General features: G+C 65.0%; 21 protein-coding genes. 4 read left to right on the plus strand and 17 right to left on the minus strand.

Annotation, left to right across the window (positions count from 1 at the left end; all coding sequences use genetic code 11):
- Both BUC15_RS20005 and BUC15_RS13925 read left to right on the plus strand, forming a co-directional pair.
- Window positions 1-1,130: right-handed parallel beta-helix repeat-containing protein (locus BUC15_RS20005; protein ID WP_483887635.1), on the plus strand; the 1,130-nt coding region annotated here is incomplete at its 5' end.
- A gap of 310 nt (window positions 1,131-1,440) precedes the next feature.
- Window positions 1,441-2,910, plus strand: a complete 1,470-nt coding sequence (locus BUC15_RS13925) for an oligosaccharide flippase family protein (protein WP_073189356.1) — start codon at window positions 1,441-1,443, stop codon at window positions 2,908-2,910.
- Here BUC15_RS13925 and BUC15_RS13930 read toward each other — a convergent pair.
- Window positions 2,892-3,830 carry a rhamnosyltransferase WsaF family glycosyltransferase gene (locus BUC15_RS13930; protein ID WP_245787990.1) on the minus strand — a complete coding sequence of 313 codons (939 nt, stop codon included), beginning with the start codon at window positions 3,828-3,830 and terminating at the stop codon, window positions 2,892-2,894. The two genes, BUC15_RS13925 and BUC15_RS13930, sit on opposite strands and share 19 nt — an antisense overlap.
- A 15-nt stretch (window positions 3,831-3,845) precedes the next feature.
- On the opposite strand from BUC15_RS13930, the gene BUC15_RS20820 reads away from it, so the two are divergent.
- A complete protein-coding gene (locus BUC15_RS20820; RefSeq protein ID WP_245787991.1) occupies window positions 3,846-4,184 on the plus strand; it encodes a hypothetical protein in 339 nt (112 codons plus the stop codon).
- A 121-nt stretch (window positions 4,185-4,305) separates the two neighbouring features.
- On the opposite strand, the gene glsA is transcribed toward BUC15_RS20820, so the two are convergent.
- From glsA to BUC15_RS13955, 5 genes are all read right to left on the minus strand, one after another.
- Window positions 4,306-5,295, minus strand: coding sequence for a glutaminase A (gene glsA, locus BUC15_RS13935; protein WP_073189360.1), 990 nt, complete (start codon window positions 5,293-5,295; stop codon window positions 4,306-4,308).
- Entirely contained in the window at window positions 5,295-6,797 is a 1,503-nt protein-coding gene (locus BUC15_RS13940) for a leucyl aminopeptidase (RefSeq protein ID WP_073189362.1), read from the minus strand. The genes glsA and BUC15_RS13940 overlap by 1 nt, the downstream gene beginning before the upstream one ends.
- A 43-nt stretch (window positions 6,798-6,840) precedes the next feature.
- A complete protein-coding gene (locus BUC15_RS13945; RefSeq protein WP_073189364.1) occupies window positions 6,841-8,502 on the minus strand; it encodes an AbgT family transporter in 1,662 nt (553 codons plus the stop codon).
- Window positions 8,503-8,642: 140 nt separating this feature from the next.
- Window positions 8,643-9,296, minus strand: a complete 654-nt coding sequence (locus tag BUC15_RS13950; protein WP_073189366.1) for a hypothetical protein — start codon at window positions 9,294-9,296, stop codon at window positions 8,643-8,645.
- Between the two features lie 123 nt (window positions 9,297-9,419).
- Entirely contained in the window at window positions 9,420-10,808 is a 1,389-nt protein-coding gene (locus tag BUC15_RS13955) for an MATE family efflux transporter (protein ID WP_073189368.1), read from the minus strand.
- Window positions 10,809-11,133: 325 nt separating this feature from the next.
- Between BUC15_RS13955 and BUC15_RS13960 the strand changes: the two genes are divergently transcribed.
- Window positions 11,134-11,697 carry a hypothetical protein gene (locus BUC15_RS13960; protein WP_217652253.1) on the plus strand — a complete coding sequence of 188 codons (564 nt, stop codon included), beginning with the start codon at window positions 11,134-11,136 and terminating at the stop codon, window positions 11,695-11,697.
- A 108-nt stretch (window positions 11,698-11,805) separates the two neighbouring features.
- Here BUC15_RS13960 and BUC15_RS13965 read toward each other — a convergent pair whose 3' ends face one another.
- The 11 genes from BUC15_RS13965 to BUC15_RS14010 all read right to left on the minus strand — a co-directional run bounded on the left by BUC15_RS13965 (window position 11,806) and on the right by BUC15_RS14010 (window position 16,203).
- Window positions 11,806-12,303: a hypothetical protein gene (locus tag BUC15_RS13965; RefSeq protein ID WP_073189370.1), complete on the minus strand. Its 498-nt coding sequence runs from the start codon at window positions 12,301-12,303 to the stop codon at window positions 11,806-11,808.
- Window positions 12,304-12,381: 78 nt separating this feature from the next.
- Window positions 12,382-12,573: a DUF6191 domain-containing protein gene (locus tag BUC15_RS13970; RefSeq protein WP_073189372.1), complete on the minus strand. Its 192-nt coding sequence runs from the start codon at window positions 12,571-12,573 to the stop codon at window positions 12,382-12,384.
- A gap of 32 nt (window positions 12,574-12,605) precedes the next feature.
- On the minus strand, window positions 12,606-13,022 hold the full coding sequence (locus BUC15_RS13975) for a VOC family protein (RefSeq protein ID WP_073189374.1): 417 nt from the start codon (window positions 13,020-13,022) through the stop codon (window positions 12,606-12,608).
- 245 nt (window positions 13,023-13,267) lie between these two features.
- Window positions 13,268-13,651 carry a hypothetical protein gene (locus BUC15_RS13980; RefSeq protein WP_073189376.1) on the minus strand — a complete coding sequence of 128 codons (384 nt, stop codon included), beginning with the start codon at window positions 13,649-13,651 and terminating at the stop codon, window positions 13,268-13,270.
- Window positions 13,652-13,965: 314 nt separating this feature from the next.
- On the minus strand, window positions 13,966-14,307 hold the full coding sequence (locus BUC15_RS13985) for a PIN domain-containing protein (RefSeq protein ID WP_217652254.1): 342 nt from the start codon (window positions 14,305-14,307) through the stop codon (window positions 13,966-13,968).
- A 244-nt stretch (window positions 14,308-14,551) separates the two neighbouring features.
- Window positions 14,552-14,962: a PIN domain nuclease gene (locus BUC15_RS13990; protein ID WP_245787992.1), complete on the minus strand. Its 411-nt coding sequence runs from the start codon at window positions 14,960-14,962 to the stop codon at window positions 14,552-14,554.
- On the minus strand, window positions 14,962-15,189 hold the full coding sequence (vapB, locus tag BUC15_RS13995; protein WP_245787993.1) for a type II toxin-antitoxin system VapB family antitoxin: 228 nt from the start codon (window positions 15,187-15,189) through the stop codon (window positions 14,962-14,964). Before vapB ends, BUC15_RS13990 begins: the two co-directional genes overlap by 1 nt.
- Window positions 15,155-15,547, minus strand: coding sequence for a GNAT family N-acetyltransferase (locus BUC15_RS21280; RefSeq protein ID WP_425443367.1), 393 nt, complete (start codon window positions 15,545-15,547; stop codon window positions 15,155-15,157). The genes vapB and BUC15_RS21280 overlap by 35 nt, the downstream gene beginning before the upstream one ends.
- Window positions 15,514-15,753 (minus strand): hypothetical protein, encoded by a 240-nt coding sequence (locus BUC15_RS14000; protein ID WP_073189381.1) that lies wholly within the window; start codon window positions 15,751-15,753, stop codon window positions 15,514-15,516. The genes BUC15_RS21280 and BUC15_RS14000 overlap by 34 nt, the downstream gene beginning before the upstream one ends.
- Entirely contained in the window at window positions 15,750-16,046 is a 297-nt protein-coding gene (locus tag BUC15_RS14005; RefSeq protein ID WP_217652258.1) for a HigA family addiction module antitoxin, read from the minus strand. The genes BUC15_RS14000 and BUC15_RS14005 overlap by 4 nt, the downstream gene beginning before the upstream one ends.
- Complete coding sequence (locus tag BUC15_RS14010) at window positions 16,012-16,203, minus strand: type II toxin-antitoxin system RelE/ParE family toxin (protein WP_073189418.1); 192 nt, start codon at window positions 16,201-16,203, stop codon at window positions 16,012-16,014. The genes BUC15_RS14005 and BUC15_RS14010 overlap by 35 nt, the downstream gene beginning before the upstream one ends.
- Window positions 16,204-16,284 lie beyond the last annotated feature (81 nt).

Below are 16,284 nucleotides of genomic sequence, written 5' to 3' on the forward strand. Positions count from 1 at the left end.
AGTCGCAGTTCCCAGACGAGGTCTACCAAGCGAGCAACTACTGGATCGACCCAGTGTTCGCGGCAAACACCACGACCACGCAGCCCACGGCATCCGCAACAGCCACGTCAAAGCCTGAGACGACGCCGTCGGCTACCGCGCAACCGTCTGCTACCCCGACTCCGACGGATTCCGCGGTCGCCACACCAACCACCAAGCCGACGGCCACCGCCACCACCGTCCCGAGCTCGTCAACGCCGTCAGACGGCAGCGCCGCAGCCGGGCTGATGGGCTGGGAACTCGATGCCCAGAACGTCGGGCTAGCGCCGCTCGGGCTGTCCTGCTACTCACTCCCCCTGTACACCGGGTCGCTGACCCCCGCGGCCGGTGCGCGCATCTCTGGTGTCCGTATCGTGGGCCATCTGGATCTGCGCAATGGCGATATCGTCGTTGAGCGTTCCTGCATCCAGCCTGCTGCTGGGGCTAGCGCCAACAACTCCACCGGCGCGCTGGTATCAAACTTCGTCTGCGGCCGGGACTCCTGCCCCGTCATCTCAGATAAGAGCGTAATCATCCGTGATTCCGAGTTTGACGCCACAGGCGTTCCCGCTTCCCAGATCGCCGCTGCCTGCGCGTTCCGTGGAGCAGCCACCCTGCAGCGCAATTACATGCACGGCATGGGCAGCGGCATTTGCTTCTACGGTACGGGGATGAAGCACGATGCCATCGCGGAGCAGAACTTCGTAACCAACCTGCGTTCCTACGGTGAGTCTCACAACGAGGCCGCGACCGTCCGTGACTTCATGCTCGACGAGAACCCGAACCGGATTGCCCGCTTCACGAACAACCGCCTGGACATCGCCGAGGGCAACGTCACCGCAGGTCTGTTCATCCAGTCGACCGGCGAGGACATCGATTCACTGGTCGTTGAGGGCAACCTCATCGAAGGTGGCGGCTACAACCTCTTCCTGAACCAACCCTCGTCGGGTGGAAAGTACAGCAACGTGCGCGCTATCAACAACCGGTTCCGTAGCACCGGTTGGGGCCCGTCCGCGGTGCAAGGCGGCCCCGGCTGGTCCGTTTGGACCAACAACTACCGCTACGACTCGTCCAAGGTCAACGCCCAAGGGGCAGTGGTCACAGCCAACTGACAAGTTGACCAGTCGGTTCGCTACAGCTACCTAACGAGAGGGGTGGTGGGGTCCTCCCGAGGTCTCCACCACCCCTTCCACGGTTCCGAGGTTCCAGCGATGCGGTTCACCTCCCAATGCCCTGCGGCCAGCTGACCAAGGCCGTCTTTCCACCTCGGCGTGACCGGTTCAATGCGAGACTTGTCCACGTGACAGCACAACTCCGGAGGGGAACCCCGATCCCCGCCAGAAGGCCCCGACCTGCCAAGTCGATTCATGGTTGGCCGGACCGTACCCCTCTGATCAAATCCGGTACGCCCAGGCCTTGCCGATGGCGGTAGATCCCACCTCCGATTCCGTCCAGTCACAGGCACTCGGTAGACAGGCAGCCAAAGGGGCCGCTTGGAGCGGCATCAGCACCATTGTGCTGCGCCTCGGAAGCTTGGTTGTCGGCGTTGTACTGGCGAGGATCCTGGCACCTGATCAATTCGGTGTCTATGCCATTGCTCTTACAGTGCAAGGCATTCTGATGACCGTAGCCGACCTCGGCCTATCCGCAGAGATCATCCGCTCGGAGGAGCCGGAACGCATTGCTCCGACTGTGGCAACCTTCGGCTTGGCCAGCGGCGCAATCCTCACCGCCGCCACGGCCGGTTTCAGCCCCCAGTTGGCAACCCTCCTGGGGGACAGAGACGCCTCAGGCGCCATCGCCATCCTCGCATTGACGCTCCTGCTTGCGGGGATTTCGATCGTGCCCTACGGAATGATGCTCAGGCGGTTCCAGCAACGCGAACTGTTCCTGATTGCAGTCGTCGACTTCGTCGTCTCTACCGTTGTAACGTTCGCGTTGCTCGCAGCCGGTCTCGGTGTGCTGGCCCTGGCCATCGGACGGGTGGCGGCCCAAACGGTGGCAAGCACACTGCAGTTCGTCGCCTCGCAGATCCGGCCGAGGTTCGGCCTTGACCGAGACCAATGGCGAGAGGTGCTCGCCTTCAGCCTTCCCATCGCAGGAGCGAACCTCTTCAGTTGGATACTGCTGAACGTCGACAACATCATCATCGCCAGGGTTGCGGGGGCGACCGCGCTGGGGTTCTACGTGCTTGGATTCAATATCGCCAGTTGGCCGATGAGCGCGCTATCACAGATGGTCCGCTCGATCGCTCTCCCTTACGTCTCCCGTGTCCAGGACGGCGCAGCCGTTCTCCCACGAATGGCCGCCCTGGTGTGGGCGCTCGCTCTTCCTACAGGCCTCGCCTTGGCGGCGCTTGCAACCCCGCTGATCCACGTCGTCTACGGCGCCAAGTGGGCCGCGTCCATTCCGGTCCTTGCGGCGCTGGGGATCTACGGAGCGCTGCGTGTCATCTTCGATCTGTTCGCAGGGTATCTCTACGCCCTGAAGCGCAGCCGTCCGGTCCTCTTTCTACAGTTGTTCTCGCTGATCGCGTTGGTTTGCGGAATGGTGATCACCACGCCCCGCTACGGGATCGTCGGGGCCGCATGGATTCACGTCGCGGTCTCGGTAGTCCTCATCCTGCCCGGCTATCTGTTCATCCTCCGAGCGACCGGGGTCCGACTGGCTGCCCTCTTCAGAGAGTGTTTCCTCCCAATGACGGCCGCGATCCCCGCGGCACTCGTCGCTTTCGCCGCAGCGCGCTACATTCCGATCCCCTTGGTTGCCTTGCTTGTCGGTGGGCTTGGTGCTGTGCTCGCCTATCTGGCGGTCACGGGACGGTGGTTACGGTCTCAACTCAAGAAGGCACGTGCGCCGCACCCCGCAGAGCATCAATCTGCTGGGCCGTAAACCTCTTCCTCGAGGATCCTGACCACGTCGGCCTGCGCTTTCGTCCACCCGAACTGGCGCACGGAGGCAGCAATCGCATCCTCGTTGCCGGGGGGCCCCATAATCGCAGCGTCGAGAGCCCCCGCGATGCCACCGGGTGAAGGATAAGCCCAGACAACATGGTCGTTCGTCAGATCGGCCCGGGAGTGGACGGAGTCATTCACTACTGCAACGACACCGGCTGCCAACATTTCCTCTGCTACCAACGAAATGTTTGTAAACGACATCGCGATGCCGACCCGGCAGGAGTTGTACAACTCATTCAGTTCGACTGGTCTCAATCTCCCGTGCTGAGTCGCGGGGAAGGTCAGACCAGTGACTCGGTCACCGTAAATGTGGATGTCGACCTCGGGATGCGCCAGGTGAAACCGTTCCAAAGCAAGGCGGGCCACCGAGTACCCTCGGCGTGGTACGTCTGGTCTTGCGTAGAGTACGACACCGGTACGCTGGCGACCATCGAGAGGACGGTAGACCGAGGTGTCACAGCCGAACTCTGTCACGTCCGGGTCGATTCCGATCTCAGAGCGAAGAAGTCGCGCCACCATCTCCCCGAGTGCGATGCACCGGAAGCCGAAGCGGTAGGTGTCCTCGGCGAGGGAGTAGAGCGAGCCCCTCGGGTAGAAGTATGGCTCGAAGTCCTGAATGAAGTAGAGGCGCCGCATCGGCGCTGTGCCATGCGTGGCGAGGGCATGGGCCGTCTCCCAAGATGATGCGACGCAGGCGTCCACTCCGCTGATGCCGTCTCCCACGGTGCGGATCTCTGCCCTGACATTCGGCCACCATTGACGGATCACAGCCTCCTGCCTTGCAAGGTTTCCCCCGAAGCGGTCATAGAGGTAGAGCGTGCACCCGTGCCCGGCGTGCTCAGCCGCCTCAACCATCCGAAGGAGAGTGGTATGGCCGCCCGAGCCTGGGGCCGGTGGGGTCGTGACCCATCCGATCCTGAGGGGTTTCCCCGAGGCAGGGCGGCTCTCGGGTATCGGCAAGGAAAGATCGGTGGAATCTGCAACATCCTCGTCGAGGAGGGTCTCATCCAGGCTGGCTACCCCCAACGACCGGTACGCGACCCGTACAGAGCGCTGCATGAACCCATGCAGGCCCTCCCGCCGCAGCACGCCGGCTGCCTTTCCGGCCTTCGCGAATGCACCGGTTCCAGCCGAGGCAACCCGGCCGACCACGCTCATGTAGCTACTCCCTGGATCGTGCTCTTCACCCCGGGCGCATTGATCTGCTGAACTCGCATGGTCTCCCCTTTTCGGTTGCCAGGCCCTGTTTGGCGCAGTTTATCTACCCTCACCCGACGCTGTAGAAAAACCATGACACTCATGTCCGGGACGATCACCGTCGCAGGCCCCTCTACCTGACAGGTTCCGACCCGAGCAGGTCGAGCCCTAGCCCACGCGCCAGGAAGGCCGCCGTCTGGCTGCCCCTGACGCTGTTGCCGCGGGCATCGAGCAGAGGCGAGTAGACGCCGAGGGCACCCTTGCCGGGGGACACGGCCACGACTCCCCCGCTGATGCCGCTCTTCGCGGGGAACCCGACATCCAACAGCCACTCACCCGAATCCTCGTACATGCCCGCGATGCTCATCACCGCGAGCGTCGCGCGAGCAACCGCCGGGCTGACGACGGCCTCGCCGGTGACCGGGTTGACGCCGCCGTCGGCCAGGGTCGCCCCCATCGTTGCGAGATCAGCGGCGTCGGCCTCCAGGCAGCATTGCAGCGTGTAAAGGTCGACGGCCTCCAGCGGGTCGCCGATCAGGGCGTCGGCCTCCTTCAACAGCATCGCCAAGGCGCGGTTCCTGAAGTTGGTGGCCCTGGCCGATTCAAGGGTGGCCTCATCCATCCCGAGCTTGCGCCCGGCGAACCGGGACAGCCCGTCGCTGAGGAATCGCCAACGTTCGACCTCGTCATTGCCGGGAGCGAGGCTGGTGACCGCGATCGCCCCCGCGTTGACCATCGGATTCGTGCGCCCGCCCGCAGCACGGTCGACGGCCTGCACAGAGTTGAACGGCAACCCGGTGGCGTTGACCCCAACCAGGGCCCGCGCCTTGTCGATCCCGACCGCCTCACACACCAGGGCGAACACGAACGGCTTCGAGACGCTCATCAGGGTGAAGCCCTGGCGGGAGTCCCCGGCCTCGTGCAGCGTACCGTCGGCCCCGGTGAGGCAGATCCCGAAATGGTCGGGGTTGGCCCTTGCCAGAGCCGGATAGACCTGCGAAAGGGTGCCGTCGTCCAGGTTCGCGAACCTGGAGTGGGCCGCATCGACCAGCTCGTCGACGCGGACATCGCCAGGCAGGGAGCCGGTCGAGACGAACGGCTCCCCCTCCCGCTGCGGGTTCATCAGTCGCGGGCTCGCGGCACGAAACTCAGCGCCGTCTCAACCAGGAGACGCGTGCCGAACGCCGTCGGCCCACGGTTGATCCAGCGGTACGCCTTCGACGACTGCGCGGTGCCCGCGATGTCCACGTGTGCCCATGGGACGTCGCCGACGAACTCCTTGAGGAACAGGCCCGCGGTTATCGAACCCGCGTTGACGCCGCCGATGTTCTTGATGTCGGCCACATCCGAGTTCAGCTCAGCTCGGTAGCTGGGGATCAGCGGCAGCCGCCAGACCGGCTCGTCGACCTTGTCGCCTGCCGCCGAGACCTGCGCGGCGAGTTCGTCGTCGTTGGCCATCAGCCCGGCGACCTCTTCACCGAAGGTGCGCAGGCAGGCACCGGTGAGGGTCGCGATGTCGATGACGGCGTCGACCCCCTCCTCGACGGCCAGCACCAGTGCATCGGCCATCACGAGGCGGCCTTCCGCGTCGGTGTTGAGCACCTCGACGGTCTTGCCACCCCGCATGGTGAGCACGTCACCAAGTTGCATCGCGGAGCCCGAGGGCATGTTGTCGGTACACATCAGGTAGCCGGTGACGGTGTTGGTGCAGCCGAGCTCGGCCAGGGCCGTCATCGACGCGAACACGTCGGCCGCGCCGGTCATGTCGTTCTTCATCTGTGAGTGGGAAAGGTCGCTGGGCTTCAGGTTGATGCCGCCCGCGTCGTACATGATGCCCTTGCCGACCAGCGCGAGGTGCCCAGTGCTTTCACCCTGAGGCACGTACTTGACGACGATCATCCTGGGTTCCTCAACCGAGCCCTTGTTCACGCCGAGGAGCCCTCCGCAGCCGAGCTCGATAAGGGCTCTGCGATCGAAGATCTCGACGGTAAGACCCTTCTCGGGCGCGATCTTCAAGGCGATGTCGGCGAACCGGGAGGCGGTGAGCAGACCCGCCGGGGAGGTGGCGAGGTCACGTCCGAGGGACGCGGCTTGGGCGGTGGCCAAGCCACGCTCGGCACCGGCGCGCACCGCGTCGACCTGGCCTTCGGGTGCCTGCAGGACGATCGTGGTCACGGCTGCATCAGTGGGAGGTGTGCTACGCAGCGAGTACGCGTAGCGGGCCAGGACGATACCCTCCACGATCGCGGCGGCCGCGACGTCTGCCGGGAGCGCGTCGGTGTCGGGCACACGCGAGGCGAGCCTGGCATCCTGCGGCACCGCCCTGGCGAAGGCCGCGGCCGCGTCACGGACCTTTGCCGCCGTCAGGTCAGCCAGTTCGCCCACCCCGACGGCGACGAGCACTGGTTCGTCGTTGCTCGGGAAGGCCAGGGCCCGACCAACCAGCGGGACGAAGCCGGAATTCGCCAACCCGGTCAGATCCACGCCGAGTGCTTCGGGAACGGGCTGGTCGGAGATGACCGGGATGGCCAGGGCGTCAGCGTCGACGGTTTCCCCGGGACCGGTGATGATCAGTTTCGGCGCGGCACTGCGCGATGGGATCGGGTCGAGGCCAAGAGTCTTCATTTTTGTTCCTTCTTGGATATTTGTTTTTATGTCGGAGGGCTGATCAGAGGTTGACGGGGGCTCCCGGCCCCCACGGGATGCCGAGCAGGAACCAGGCGACGAACAGCACGACCCAGACGATCAGCACCCACATGGAGTAGGGGACCATCAAGGCGATGATGGTGCCGATGCCCGCGTCCTTCTTGTACTTCTGGGCGATGGTGACCATGAACGGCAGGTAAACCATGAGCGGGGTGAGCACGTTCATCGGCGAGTCACCCACCCGGTAGGCCGCCAGGAGGGTCTGCGGCGCCACACCGAGCGAGGCGAAGATCGGGATGAATACCGGCGCGAAGATGACCCACTTGGGCACCAGGCCGGGCAGGATGATGTCGAGCAGGACGATCACGAGGATGAACGCGATCAACAGCACAATCGCGGGCACGTTGGCGCTCTGCAGCAGTTCGGCTGCCGAGACGGCTGCCACGGTCGGCAGGTTGGTCCAGTTGAACAGCGCGATGAACTGGGCAATCATCAGGAACATCAGCAACAGGCCACCGAGGCTGCCGAAGGTCTTGCCGATGGCCGCGACCGCCTCGTTGCCGGTCTGCAGGGTCTTGGCGCCGATGCCGTATCCCATGCCGCAGACCATGAATGCCAGCGAGATGATGAAGACCAGGCTGGCCATGAACGGGGTGTTTCCGATGATCGCGCCGGTCTCGGGATCCCGCAGCGGCGCCCCGGGGATCACCGTCAGCAGGACGACGACGACGGCGAAGGCCAGCAGGTACCAACCAGCGAACTTCAGCCCGCGTTCCTCGGCGGCCTCATCGATCTCCTCGTCATCGGCCGAGTGCCCTTCCTGTGCCTGGTAGGCACCGAGCCGCGGCTGCGTGATCTTGATGGTCACCAAGGTCACCACGATGGCGAGCAGGATCGAACTCACTATGGAGAAGTAGAAGTTCTGCGTCACCTCGAGTGGGGCCATGCCAGCCTGCGTGAGGACGGAGTTGGTGATCTCGGTGAGCATGCTGTCAGAGGGGGTGATCAGCAGGTTGACCGCAAACACGGCGCCGACACCGGCGAAGGCTGCGGCCAGACCTGCGAGTGGATGTCTACCAACCGACATGAAGGCTGACGCGGCCAACGGGACGAGAATCAGATACCCCGCGTCGGTGGCCACGGATGCCAGCACGCCGACGAAGACGAGGATGAAGGTCAGCCATCTCGCCGGGGCCACCTTGACCATCTTCCGGATCAGTGCCCCCATCATTCCGGCATGCTCAGCGACGCCGACACCCGCCATCGACACCAGGACCACCGCGACCACGCCGAACCCGGCGAAGTTGTCCACGAACGACGAGAAGAAGTGCCGCACCCCTTCTACCGAGATCAGGTTGCGGATCGGAAACTCCCGCTCCTGCACGATGTAGTCGGGCACCTCTGCGGGTTCGCCGGTCACCGAATCATAGATCGACCAGGTGCCACCCAGGTGCTCGTTGATCTGGCTGAACTCGTCCCGGGGGACCGGCACCACGACGTCGTCGGTTACGCTGACCCCTGCCCACGCGAAGATGGCGGAAAGTACAGCGACCAGGCCGATCAGGTAGACGAACATGATGGTCGGGTTTGGAACCTTGTTCCCGACCTTCTCGATCCAGTCTAGGAATGCTGAGCCCTCTTTGGCCGCCTCGCCATGCTCAGGGGAAGTGGTGGCTTGTGTCATGGTGCCCCTCGCTCGGTTGATTCTGGCGCCATCGAATCATCCACCCGGTCGTCCAGCATCACCCGTTACGGGTGATCTTCCCAACGGTTGCCCCATGGCGCTGCACCTCCTCCCAGCCTTCCGCGGCCACCTGAGAATGGCTACAGCATCATCTGCGAGGTCAGCAGCAGGATCAGCGCGGCCGCCAGGACCGCGGCCGCCACCACGACTACGGCGTGGGAGATCCCCTTGTGTGTCAGTTTCGAGGCGATGCCCGCCAGGAAGAGGACCGAGGCGAACAGCATCGAGGTCAGGACGTAGCGACTCGTCACGCCGCTCGCGGCGTCGGCGGCATCCAGCGCCTCCTCGGCGCGGTCGGTCGCGGCGTCTGCTGCGGCCTGGGTGGGCAGCACATAATCCGGACGCTCGAATGGGGAGCCTTCCGGGAGTTGGGCGTTGCCCGCCGCTGGGAGCCCTCGCCAGGCGATGAACGCAGTCTCGAAGTGGGGCAGGAACCGTTCCTCGATCTCACGGGCGACGGCAGTCTCTCCCGCTACGTCGGCCTGCAGCCAACTCGTAAAGATCAGCAGGTCGCTCGTCAGTTGGCGGTCGGCGATGTCCGATTGCCGCGCTGCCTCGAAGCGTTCGTGGTTGGCCTTGCGGGTCTCGGAGGAGTACACCTTGCTCCACGAGGACGCCTGGAAGCCACACCAAGCAGACGCCAGGGTCGCCAGCGACAGGATCAGGGCCGCCAGCAGATCCCAGCGGTGCTCTCGGAAATCAAGATTCCTCTCGGGTGTCGACTCCGCTTCCATGACGCCTCCATCCGGGTTGGCGCCATCATAGAGCCGTGGCTGAGGCTCCAGGCTGCCGGTGTGTCAAACCATGCAGCAGTCGCGGTTGCTCGACGCCGCCCGACCCTGACAGGTGTCCTCGCATCAGCTGGCGCGCACCAACCGGAGCCTGCTGACCGGCACCGGCTCGGGGTCACCGTCGCTCAATCCGAGGAGTGCGCGACGCCACCCGAACCACGACGCCACCAGCGGCAGCAGCGCACCGAGCCACGCTAGCGGCGCGGCGACAGCTACCCCGAGGAACCCGAGCTGCCCCACGAGCACGAGGCCGGCCACCGAGCGCAACGCGAGTTCCATGAACCCGGCCAGGGTAGGAACAGCGGTGGAACCGAGCCCCTGGATGGCGTTGCGGAGCACGAACAGCGTCGCGAGGAGCGGGTAGACCGCCCCGTTGATGATCAGATAGGTGTGGGCCAGCGCCACGACCTCCGGTTCACCCGAACCTACGAAGATCCGCACGATCGGCGTGCCGAACGCGATGATCAGCCCTCCGAGCAGCGCGGCGAGCGCCCAGGTCAGGGCGGTGGTGCGCCACACCCCTACGCGGATCCGTGCCCACCTACCCGCGCCCCGGTTCTGCGCCACGAAGGTCGTCAGCGCCACACCAAAGGAGGCGAGCGGGGCGACGGCCACCTGGTCGACACGCATCGCGGAGGTGAAGGCCGCGACGGCGTCCGCGCCGAGCCCGTTGATCGCGTACTGCAGGACCACGGCGCCGATCGCAATGACCGACATCTGGAAGCCCATGGCGAGGCCCGGGCGCAGCGACTCGCCGAACTCCCCTGGCTGCGACTTCCAGTCCGCCCTGGTCAGGTGCAGTTGGGGCATCCGGCGTGCGATCAGCGCGACGCAGAGCAGGACCGAAACCAGCTGCGCGACGAGTGTCGCCAGTGCTGCCCCTGGCACCCCCCAACCGAGCCCGCCGATGAACGTGACGACCAGAACGACGTTCAGCACGCAGCTGATCATGAGGAAGTACAGCGGGGTGCGGCTGTCCCCGAGCGCGCGGATCGCGGCGGCGAGCAGGTTGTAGGCCATCGCGATCGGGGTTCCGATGAAGCTGATCGCCAGGAACGCCTCGGCGTCGGCGATCAGCTCGGGCGGGGTCTGCATCAAGACGAGCAGGCTGTGCGCGCCGAACACCCCCACCGCGGTGATGACTGCAGCGATCCCGACGGCGATGCGGATCGCGTTGGCGAAATGGCGGCGAAGGGACGGCAGGTCGCCGGCCCCGAACGCCTTGGCGATCGGGATCGCGAGGCCGCCGGAAGCCCCAAGCGTGAACCCGATGAGCAGGAACATCAGCGAGCCGGTCGCGCCAACGGCGGCTAGCGCGTCTACGCCGACCATCCGTCCGACGACCGCGGCGTCGGTGAACTGATAGATCTGCTGGAAGACGTTTCCGATCAGCAGAGGGAGGGTGAATGCGACAATCACGCGGGTCGGCGAGCCGACGGTGAGGTTATTGGTCATTGGGTTTCTTCGCGCGCTCAGATAGGGCTGGGTGTGTGTGGCGGGTTCGGCAGGGCACTTTGGTGCGGGCCGACGCAATACCTTACGCCCTTCCCTCGGAACAGCAACTCTGGGGGCGCCACGGACGACCCGACCGCAGCACCTCTGGCCCACACCGTCCCTGCGGCAGCGCCAGTGGCGTTGAGCACTATCCCGGGTTCGTTGCCGAAATCGACGCCCGCCTACGGCGTGTCGTCGATCGAGGCCGGAATAGTGCTCATTCCCTTTGCCAGCAGCCCTGCCCCGATGATCAGATCGCCGCAGGTTGCTGCAATAATTCAGTCACGTGACTACTACAGCGCCAGCCCGAGACCGGATCGTCAGCAGCAAGGCGGGGCAGGTCCCCTGGGCCAGGGAAGCCATCGCTGTACTCCGCGAGACCGCCACCGTCTATGGGGCGACCATCACGTACCCCGCGCTCGCCGAGGAAGTCCAGCGACGCTCCGGGGCGCGCACCCACGCACAACAACACACCTGGCTCGGCGGTGTCCTGCGGCTGGTCGCCACCGCCTGCCACGGACGCAACCTTCCTCCCCTGACGTCCCTGGCTGTCAGCGCGAAGGACGGCGCCGTCGGCGTCGGCTACGACGTCGTCGCCCAGGTCTCCGGGCTGGCCCCGTTCACAAGCCCTTCCGAGCGCGAACGCCACGCGGCGGCGAGCAGGCTCGCCTGCTACCGCGCTTTCGGGGCAGAGGTCCCAGAAGATGCACAGCCGACGCCCGCCCCGGTGAAGGTGGTGACGGCCAGCCCCCAGCGCCGGACGCAACCGCTCGAGCTTCGGGCACCCGTGTGCACCGGCTGCTTCATCGAACTGCCGCTGGCGGGCGGGGGCTGCCCCAACTGCGACTGACGCCGCGAAACTCGCGCCGAGAATGCCCAGGCATTGAGGGATTCAAGCTTGGGCGAGCCCGCACTGAAACCACTCCGGCGGGCTCTCCAACTGGGCATGGGCGCACGGTCAGCGGTTGTCGCGCTTGGCCTGACGCTTGGCGCCCTGCGCCTTCGACGAAGCGTCACGCTTCTTGCCACCCGAGGTCTTCTCATGAGTCCGGGCGCGGCCCTTGCGGTCTCCCCCACCGCTGCCCGACCGTGACACATCCGGCCCCGTGCCGCCGTCGGCCTGGGCTCGGGCAAGCCGCTCCGCCTTGAGTTGCTCGGCCTGTGCGTGGGCGACGAAGGCCAGCCGGTCGGAGACGATCCCCAACGCCTCTTCGAATGCCTCGGCTCTGAGCCGCGACTTGGCGCCCTTCTTGGCGGCAGCGCCGCGTCCGCCCCCTGCCGCAACGTTCTTGGCGCCGCCCCGGCGGTAGTTCTTCTGGTGCTTGTTTCGCGCACGTCGCACCCGCTTGTGGAGTGCCAGGAGCTCATCCTCGTCCAGCTTCTCCAGCCGCTTGGGCTCGAGCTCGCGGATGAGGTCCAACTCCGAATCCTTCAAGACCCACAGATATTCTTCCATGCCGCGATGATCCCACAGTTGGCCGGGCTTCGACGGTGCTCGATACCACCCCGCGCGGGTAGTTCCGGGAGCACCGTCCTACGTGCCACCGGCATCTTCCGGCGTCGCATCGCAGCGCTGCGCGACCACGATCGCCGTTCCTGCATCAAGATCGATCGACGTGGTGCCCGGCGCTCCCGAGGGTGCCTCCACGACGCGGACCTTGTCGAAGTCACGTTGCTCTCGGACGTATTGCATCCCGGGCTGGAAGATCGAGATGAAGTCGGTCACTTCTTCCTCCTATCCCCGCCGTGGCCCGAGGGTCAGTCGCAGGAAAACGACCACATGACACCGAACCTGTCGAACGCCTGGCCGTACCAGCCGCCCCACGGGGCCTGCTCGAACGGCATGCCGACGGCGCCACCGCCGTCGAGCAGCTTCTGAATGAGACCGCGAGCCTCCTCAGGGGTGTCGGTCGTATACAGCAGCGAGTATGCGGTGTCCCTCACCGGGTAGTCCTTGCCGTCATCCATCGCGTCGCCGCCGGCCAGGACCCCCGCCGGGAGCGTCAGGGTCACGTGCGCCACCGCATTCGGATCGGGCTCGAACCCCATGCCTTCCAGCTGCATGTCGCCGTATCGCATGAGGTTCAGTTCGCCGCCGAACACCTCGTGCCAGTGCTCGAATGCCTCTGCGGTTGTGCCGGGCAGGGCGATGTAGGTCGCCAGAGATTGTGCCATGGTGCGCTCCTCGGTTCGACTGCTAGCTGGTGCCTCCAGTATTCATCGGGACACGGCCATATGGAACCCCTCGGAATGCAGCGTCAGTAGCGTTCTGCGGTGGGTTCGACGCCATGTGCCCGGAGTATCTGCAGCCCGTCCGAGTCGACGCTTGGCCGCGGCAGCACGATGACCCCACGCGGGCGCTGACCGGAGGCGAACACCCGGCTCCATTGCGCGGCGCCGCGAACCGCTCACTATCGGCCTCAATGGGTCACATCCACCTGCTTGTCGAATGGAGGCTTGCGCTCCCCCAGAATCCGAAGCTTCACCGCGCCACCTGTCCCGACCGCCTCGACGGCCTCGACAACGGTGACGTTCAAGGACCAGCTCAGCGAATCCAGCACGTCCTCCCCTCCGCTGACCACCTCAAACACATCGTCTTGGACGCGACGGATGGAGGCACCGCCATCGAGAAGCACGTCCTGCTCCGCCGAAATCAGCTTCCTACTCAGCTGGTCCCAGACAGCGCCACCAGCAGCACTTGGTTCAACGATGATCCGGACGGCATATGCGTCACCTCTGCGGGTCTCCCTCAGCGAAACCGCCGACGGTCGCCACACCTCACTGTTCCAAGGATCACCCGACATTGCACTCCCCTCCACGGACCCCGCTGTACCACTGTGACCGACATGGTAGCCGGGCTGCTCGCAGGGCTAGGCCCGTCCATCAACGCAATCCTCACTGGCTCGGCGCTGCGCGGACCGCTCACGACGACGACGCGCTCCCCCAAGGCGATAGGTGTCGCCGAACTGCGGCTGTCGGAACTCCACCGAGTTCCGGGAGATGGGTGCATCAGGGAGAGGCGGCCGCAAGCAGACTCCTGACGTTCACGGCGTACTCCACGGATTGAAGATCGGCACGTCGAGCGCAGCGAAGTCTTTGACGTTGCGCGTCACAACGGTTAGTCCGTGGACAGCTGCGGTTGCCGCGATGAGGGCGTCACGCTCAGGCCGCGGGTCCGGCACATGAAGGCGGGGCGGGTGACCGGCACATCCACGGACAAGATCCGCCCGGAGAATGAATCCAGCAGGGCATCATCGAGCCAGGCCTGCAGCCGCGCCCCCAGTACAGGATCGCGCGGTGCAATCTGACCGATGCCGACTTCGACCTCCAGCACGGTGATCGCCGACAGATAGAGATCCGACGGCGCACGGCCCGCAACCCACCCTCTCACGCCGACATCAGCCCGCCACGCAGGCTTGCGCAGTTCACTGATGACGTTGGTGTCGAGCAGGTGGCTCACAGCTCGGGCACCTGGAGGTCGATCAGCGCTGGATCGAACTCGATATCGAGCTCATCATCCATTCTCAACCGATCGACGAGAGATGATCCCGGAGACCGAAACACCGAGAGCCGAATGCAACTCGTTGCGTTTGCTCTTCCTCCACTCGTTCAACGACCGGGAGCGCGTCAGTTGTGGAACCGGGACTCGACCGCATTCCGGCACGTTCAGCCATCTCACGACCTGACGGCACAGCCTTGAAGAGTCAGACCAACGCGAGCGTCTCCACGGACTGACCGGTGACCTCGGCGATGAGGTCGAAGTCCTTGTCGACGGCCAGGACCGTCAGCCCAGCCTTCTCCGCCGTCGCCGCGATAAGCAGATCAGGGATGGACGGAGCACGGTGTTGGCCGCGGTCCGCGAGAAGCATCTGCACCTCAAAGGCGCGGTCCTCCATTGCGGGCGTGAGGTGCTCGATGGGCATGAGAGATAGCGGCGGCAGCCCGAACGCCTCGCGACCTACTTGACCCGAGCGGACCGAGAACCCGAGCTCGAGCCGCGTCACCGCCGAAAGGCGCATCAGCCCGCGCTCGATGCGCGAGTTCCACTCAGCAATGCTCCCCGCCTGCCCGGCCTGCATCCGCACGTATGCCGACTTGTCGACCAGCCAGCTCATCACCGCCACGCTGCATCCATCACGTCCGGATCAGAAAGATCTCCGAAGGCCGCCGCCGAGCGACTCCAGTCATCGGCGGTGATCGTCGCGGCGACCGCAGTCGAGGCGTCCTGTTCCAGTCGCCGACGCAGGAACTCGTTGCGCGATAGCCCTAGCGCCGCCGCCTCAGCATCGATGTGCTCGACGGCCGCCTCACTCAGTCCACGGATCAGCACGTTCGTCATCATGACCACCTCCAACGAGATGATATCGCGATATCATTCGTGAGTCGAGCGCCGCCCGCTTCCTGAGGAGAACACCTTCGCCTCCGGTGAAATCGATGCGTGCGTATGTCGCGGCTCGCCCAATCTCTTCGAACCCAATTCCGTCGTGAAGCCGGAGCGATGCAAGGTTCTGGGCATTGATCACGCTGAAGACCGGAGCTATCGGCGCGGCACTGTGACGCTTCTCGACTACTTCCCGCAGCAGACGAGCAGCGATCCCTCGTCTCCGTTGCGCCGGCACAACGGTGAGCCCGGCAACAAGCCATTCCGGCTCCCTCCCCGGCTCGATCACGAACGGCTGAGCGCCGCTGTACCCAACCACTCGCCATCGCGTTCTGCCACGACGAGCGCCGGTTGCCGTTCGATCAGTCGCTGAGATTGCTCACGATGTGTTGCAACGTCACCACCGCGCGCCTCCATGACCCAAGCAAGCCCTTCCACGTCGGCAGACGTTGCCACCCGGGTGGAAATCGAACCATCGGCACGTTCAGATCGTGCGGACGGCTCGAAGGGCACGAAATCTGTCACGCGATCCAGAGCGGAGTAATTGAAGCGATCTGCTCGCCTGCCAAGTCCTCCGCACGGTCGAGCTCGTAGCGGCTCTGCAGGTTGACCCAGAACTCCGCCGAGGTACCAAAGTACTTCGCAAGGCGAAGTGCGGTATCCGCCGTGATCCCCCGCTTGCAATGCACGATCTCGTTGATCCGCCGCGGCGGCACGCCGATCGACACCGCGAGCTTGTTCTGAGTGATGCCGAATCCCTCGATGAAATCCTCCATGAGGACCTCACCAGGATGGATCGGCTCGATCTTGTAAGTGATAGTCAACGATCTCCACCTCCTCTGGTCCGGCGTGGGTCCACACGAAGCAGATCCGCCACTGGTCGTTGATCCTGATGCTGTACTGCCCAGCCCGATCGCCCCTGAGCGCTTCGAGCCTGTTGCCGGTGGGCGTCGTGACTTCCGCCGTCGAGATCAACCCTGTTCGTCTCGGGCCTGCGCCGAATCAGCTCGTCTTTGTCGGCGTCGCTGAACATCCCGTGCTTCGCGAAAACCGCGA

The sequence above is a fragment of the Tessaracoccus bendigoensis DSM 12906 genome, assembly GCF_900141915.1.
In the GTDB taxonomy this organism is placed as follows: Bacteria; Actinomycetota; Actinomycetes; order Propionibacteriales; family Propionibacteriaceae; genus Arachnia; species Arachnia bendigoensis.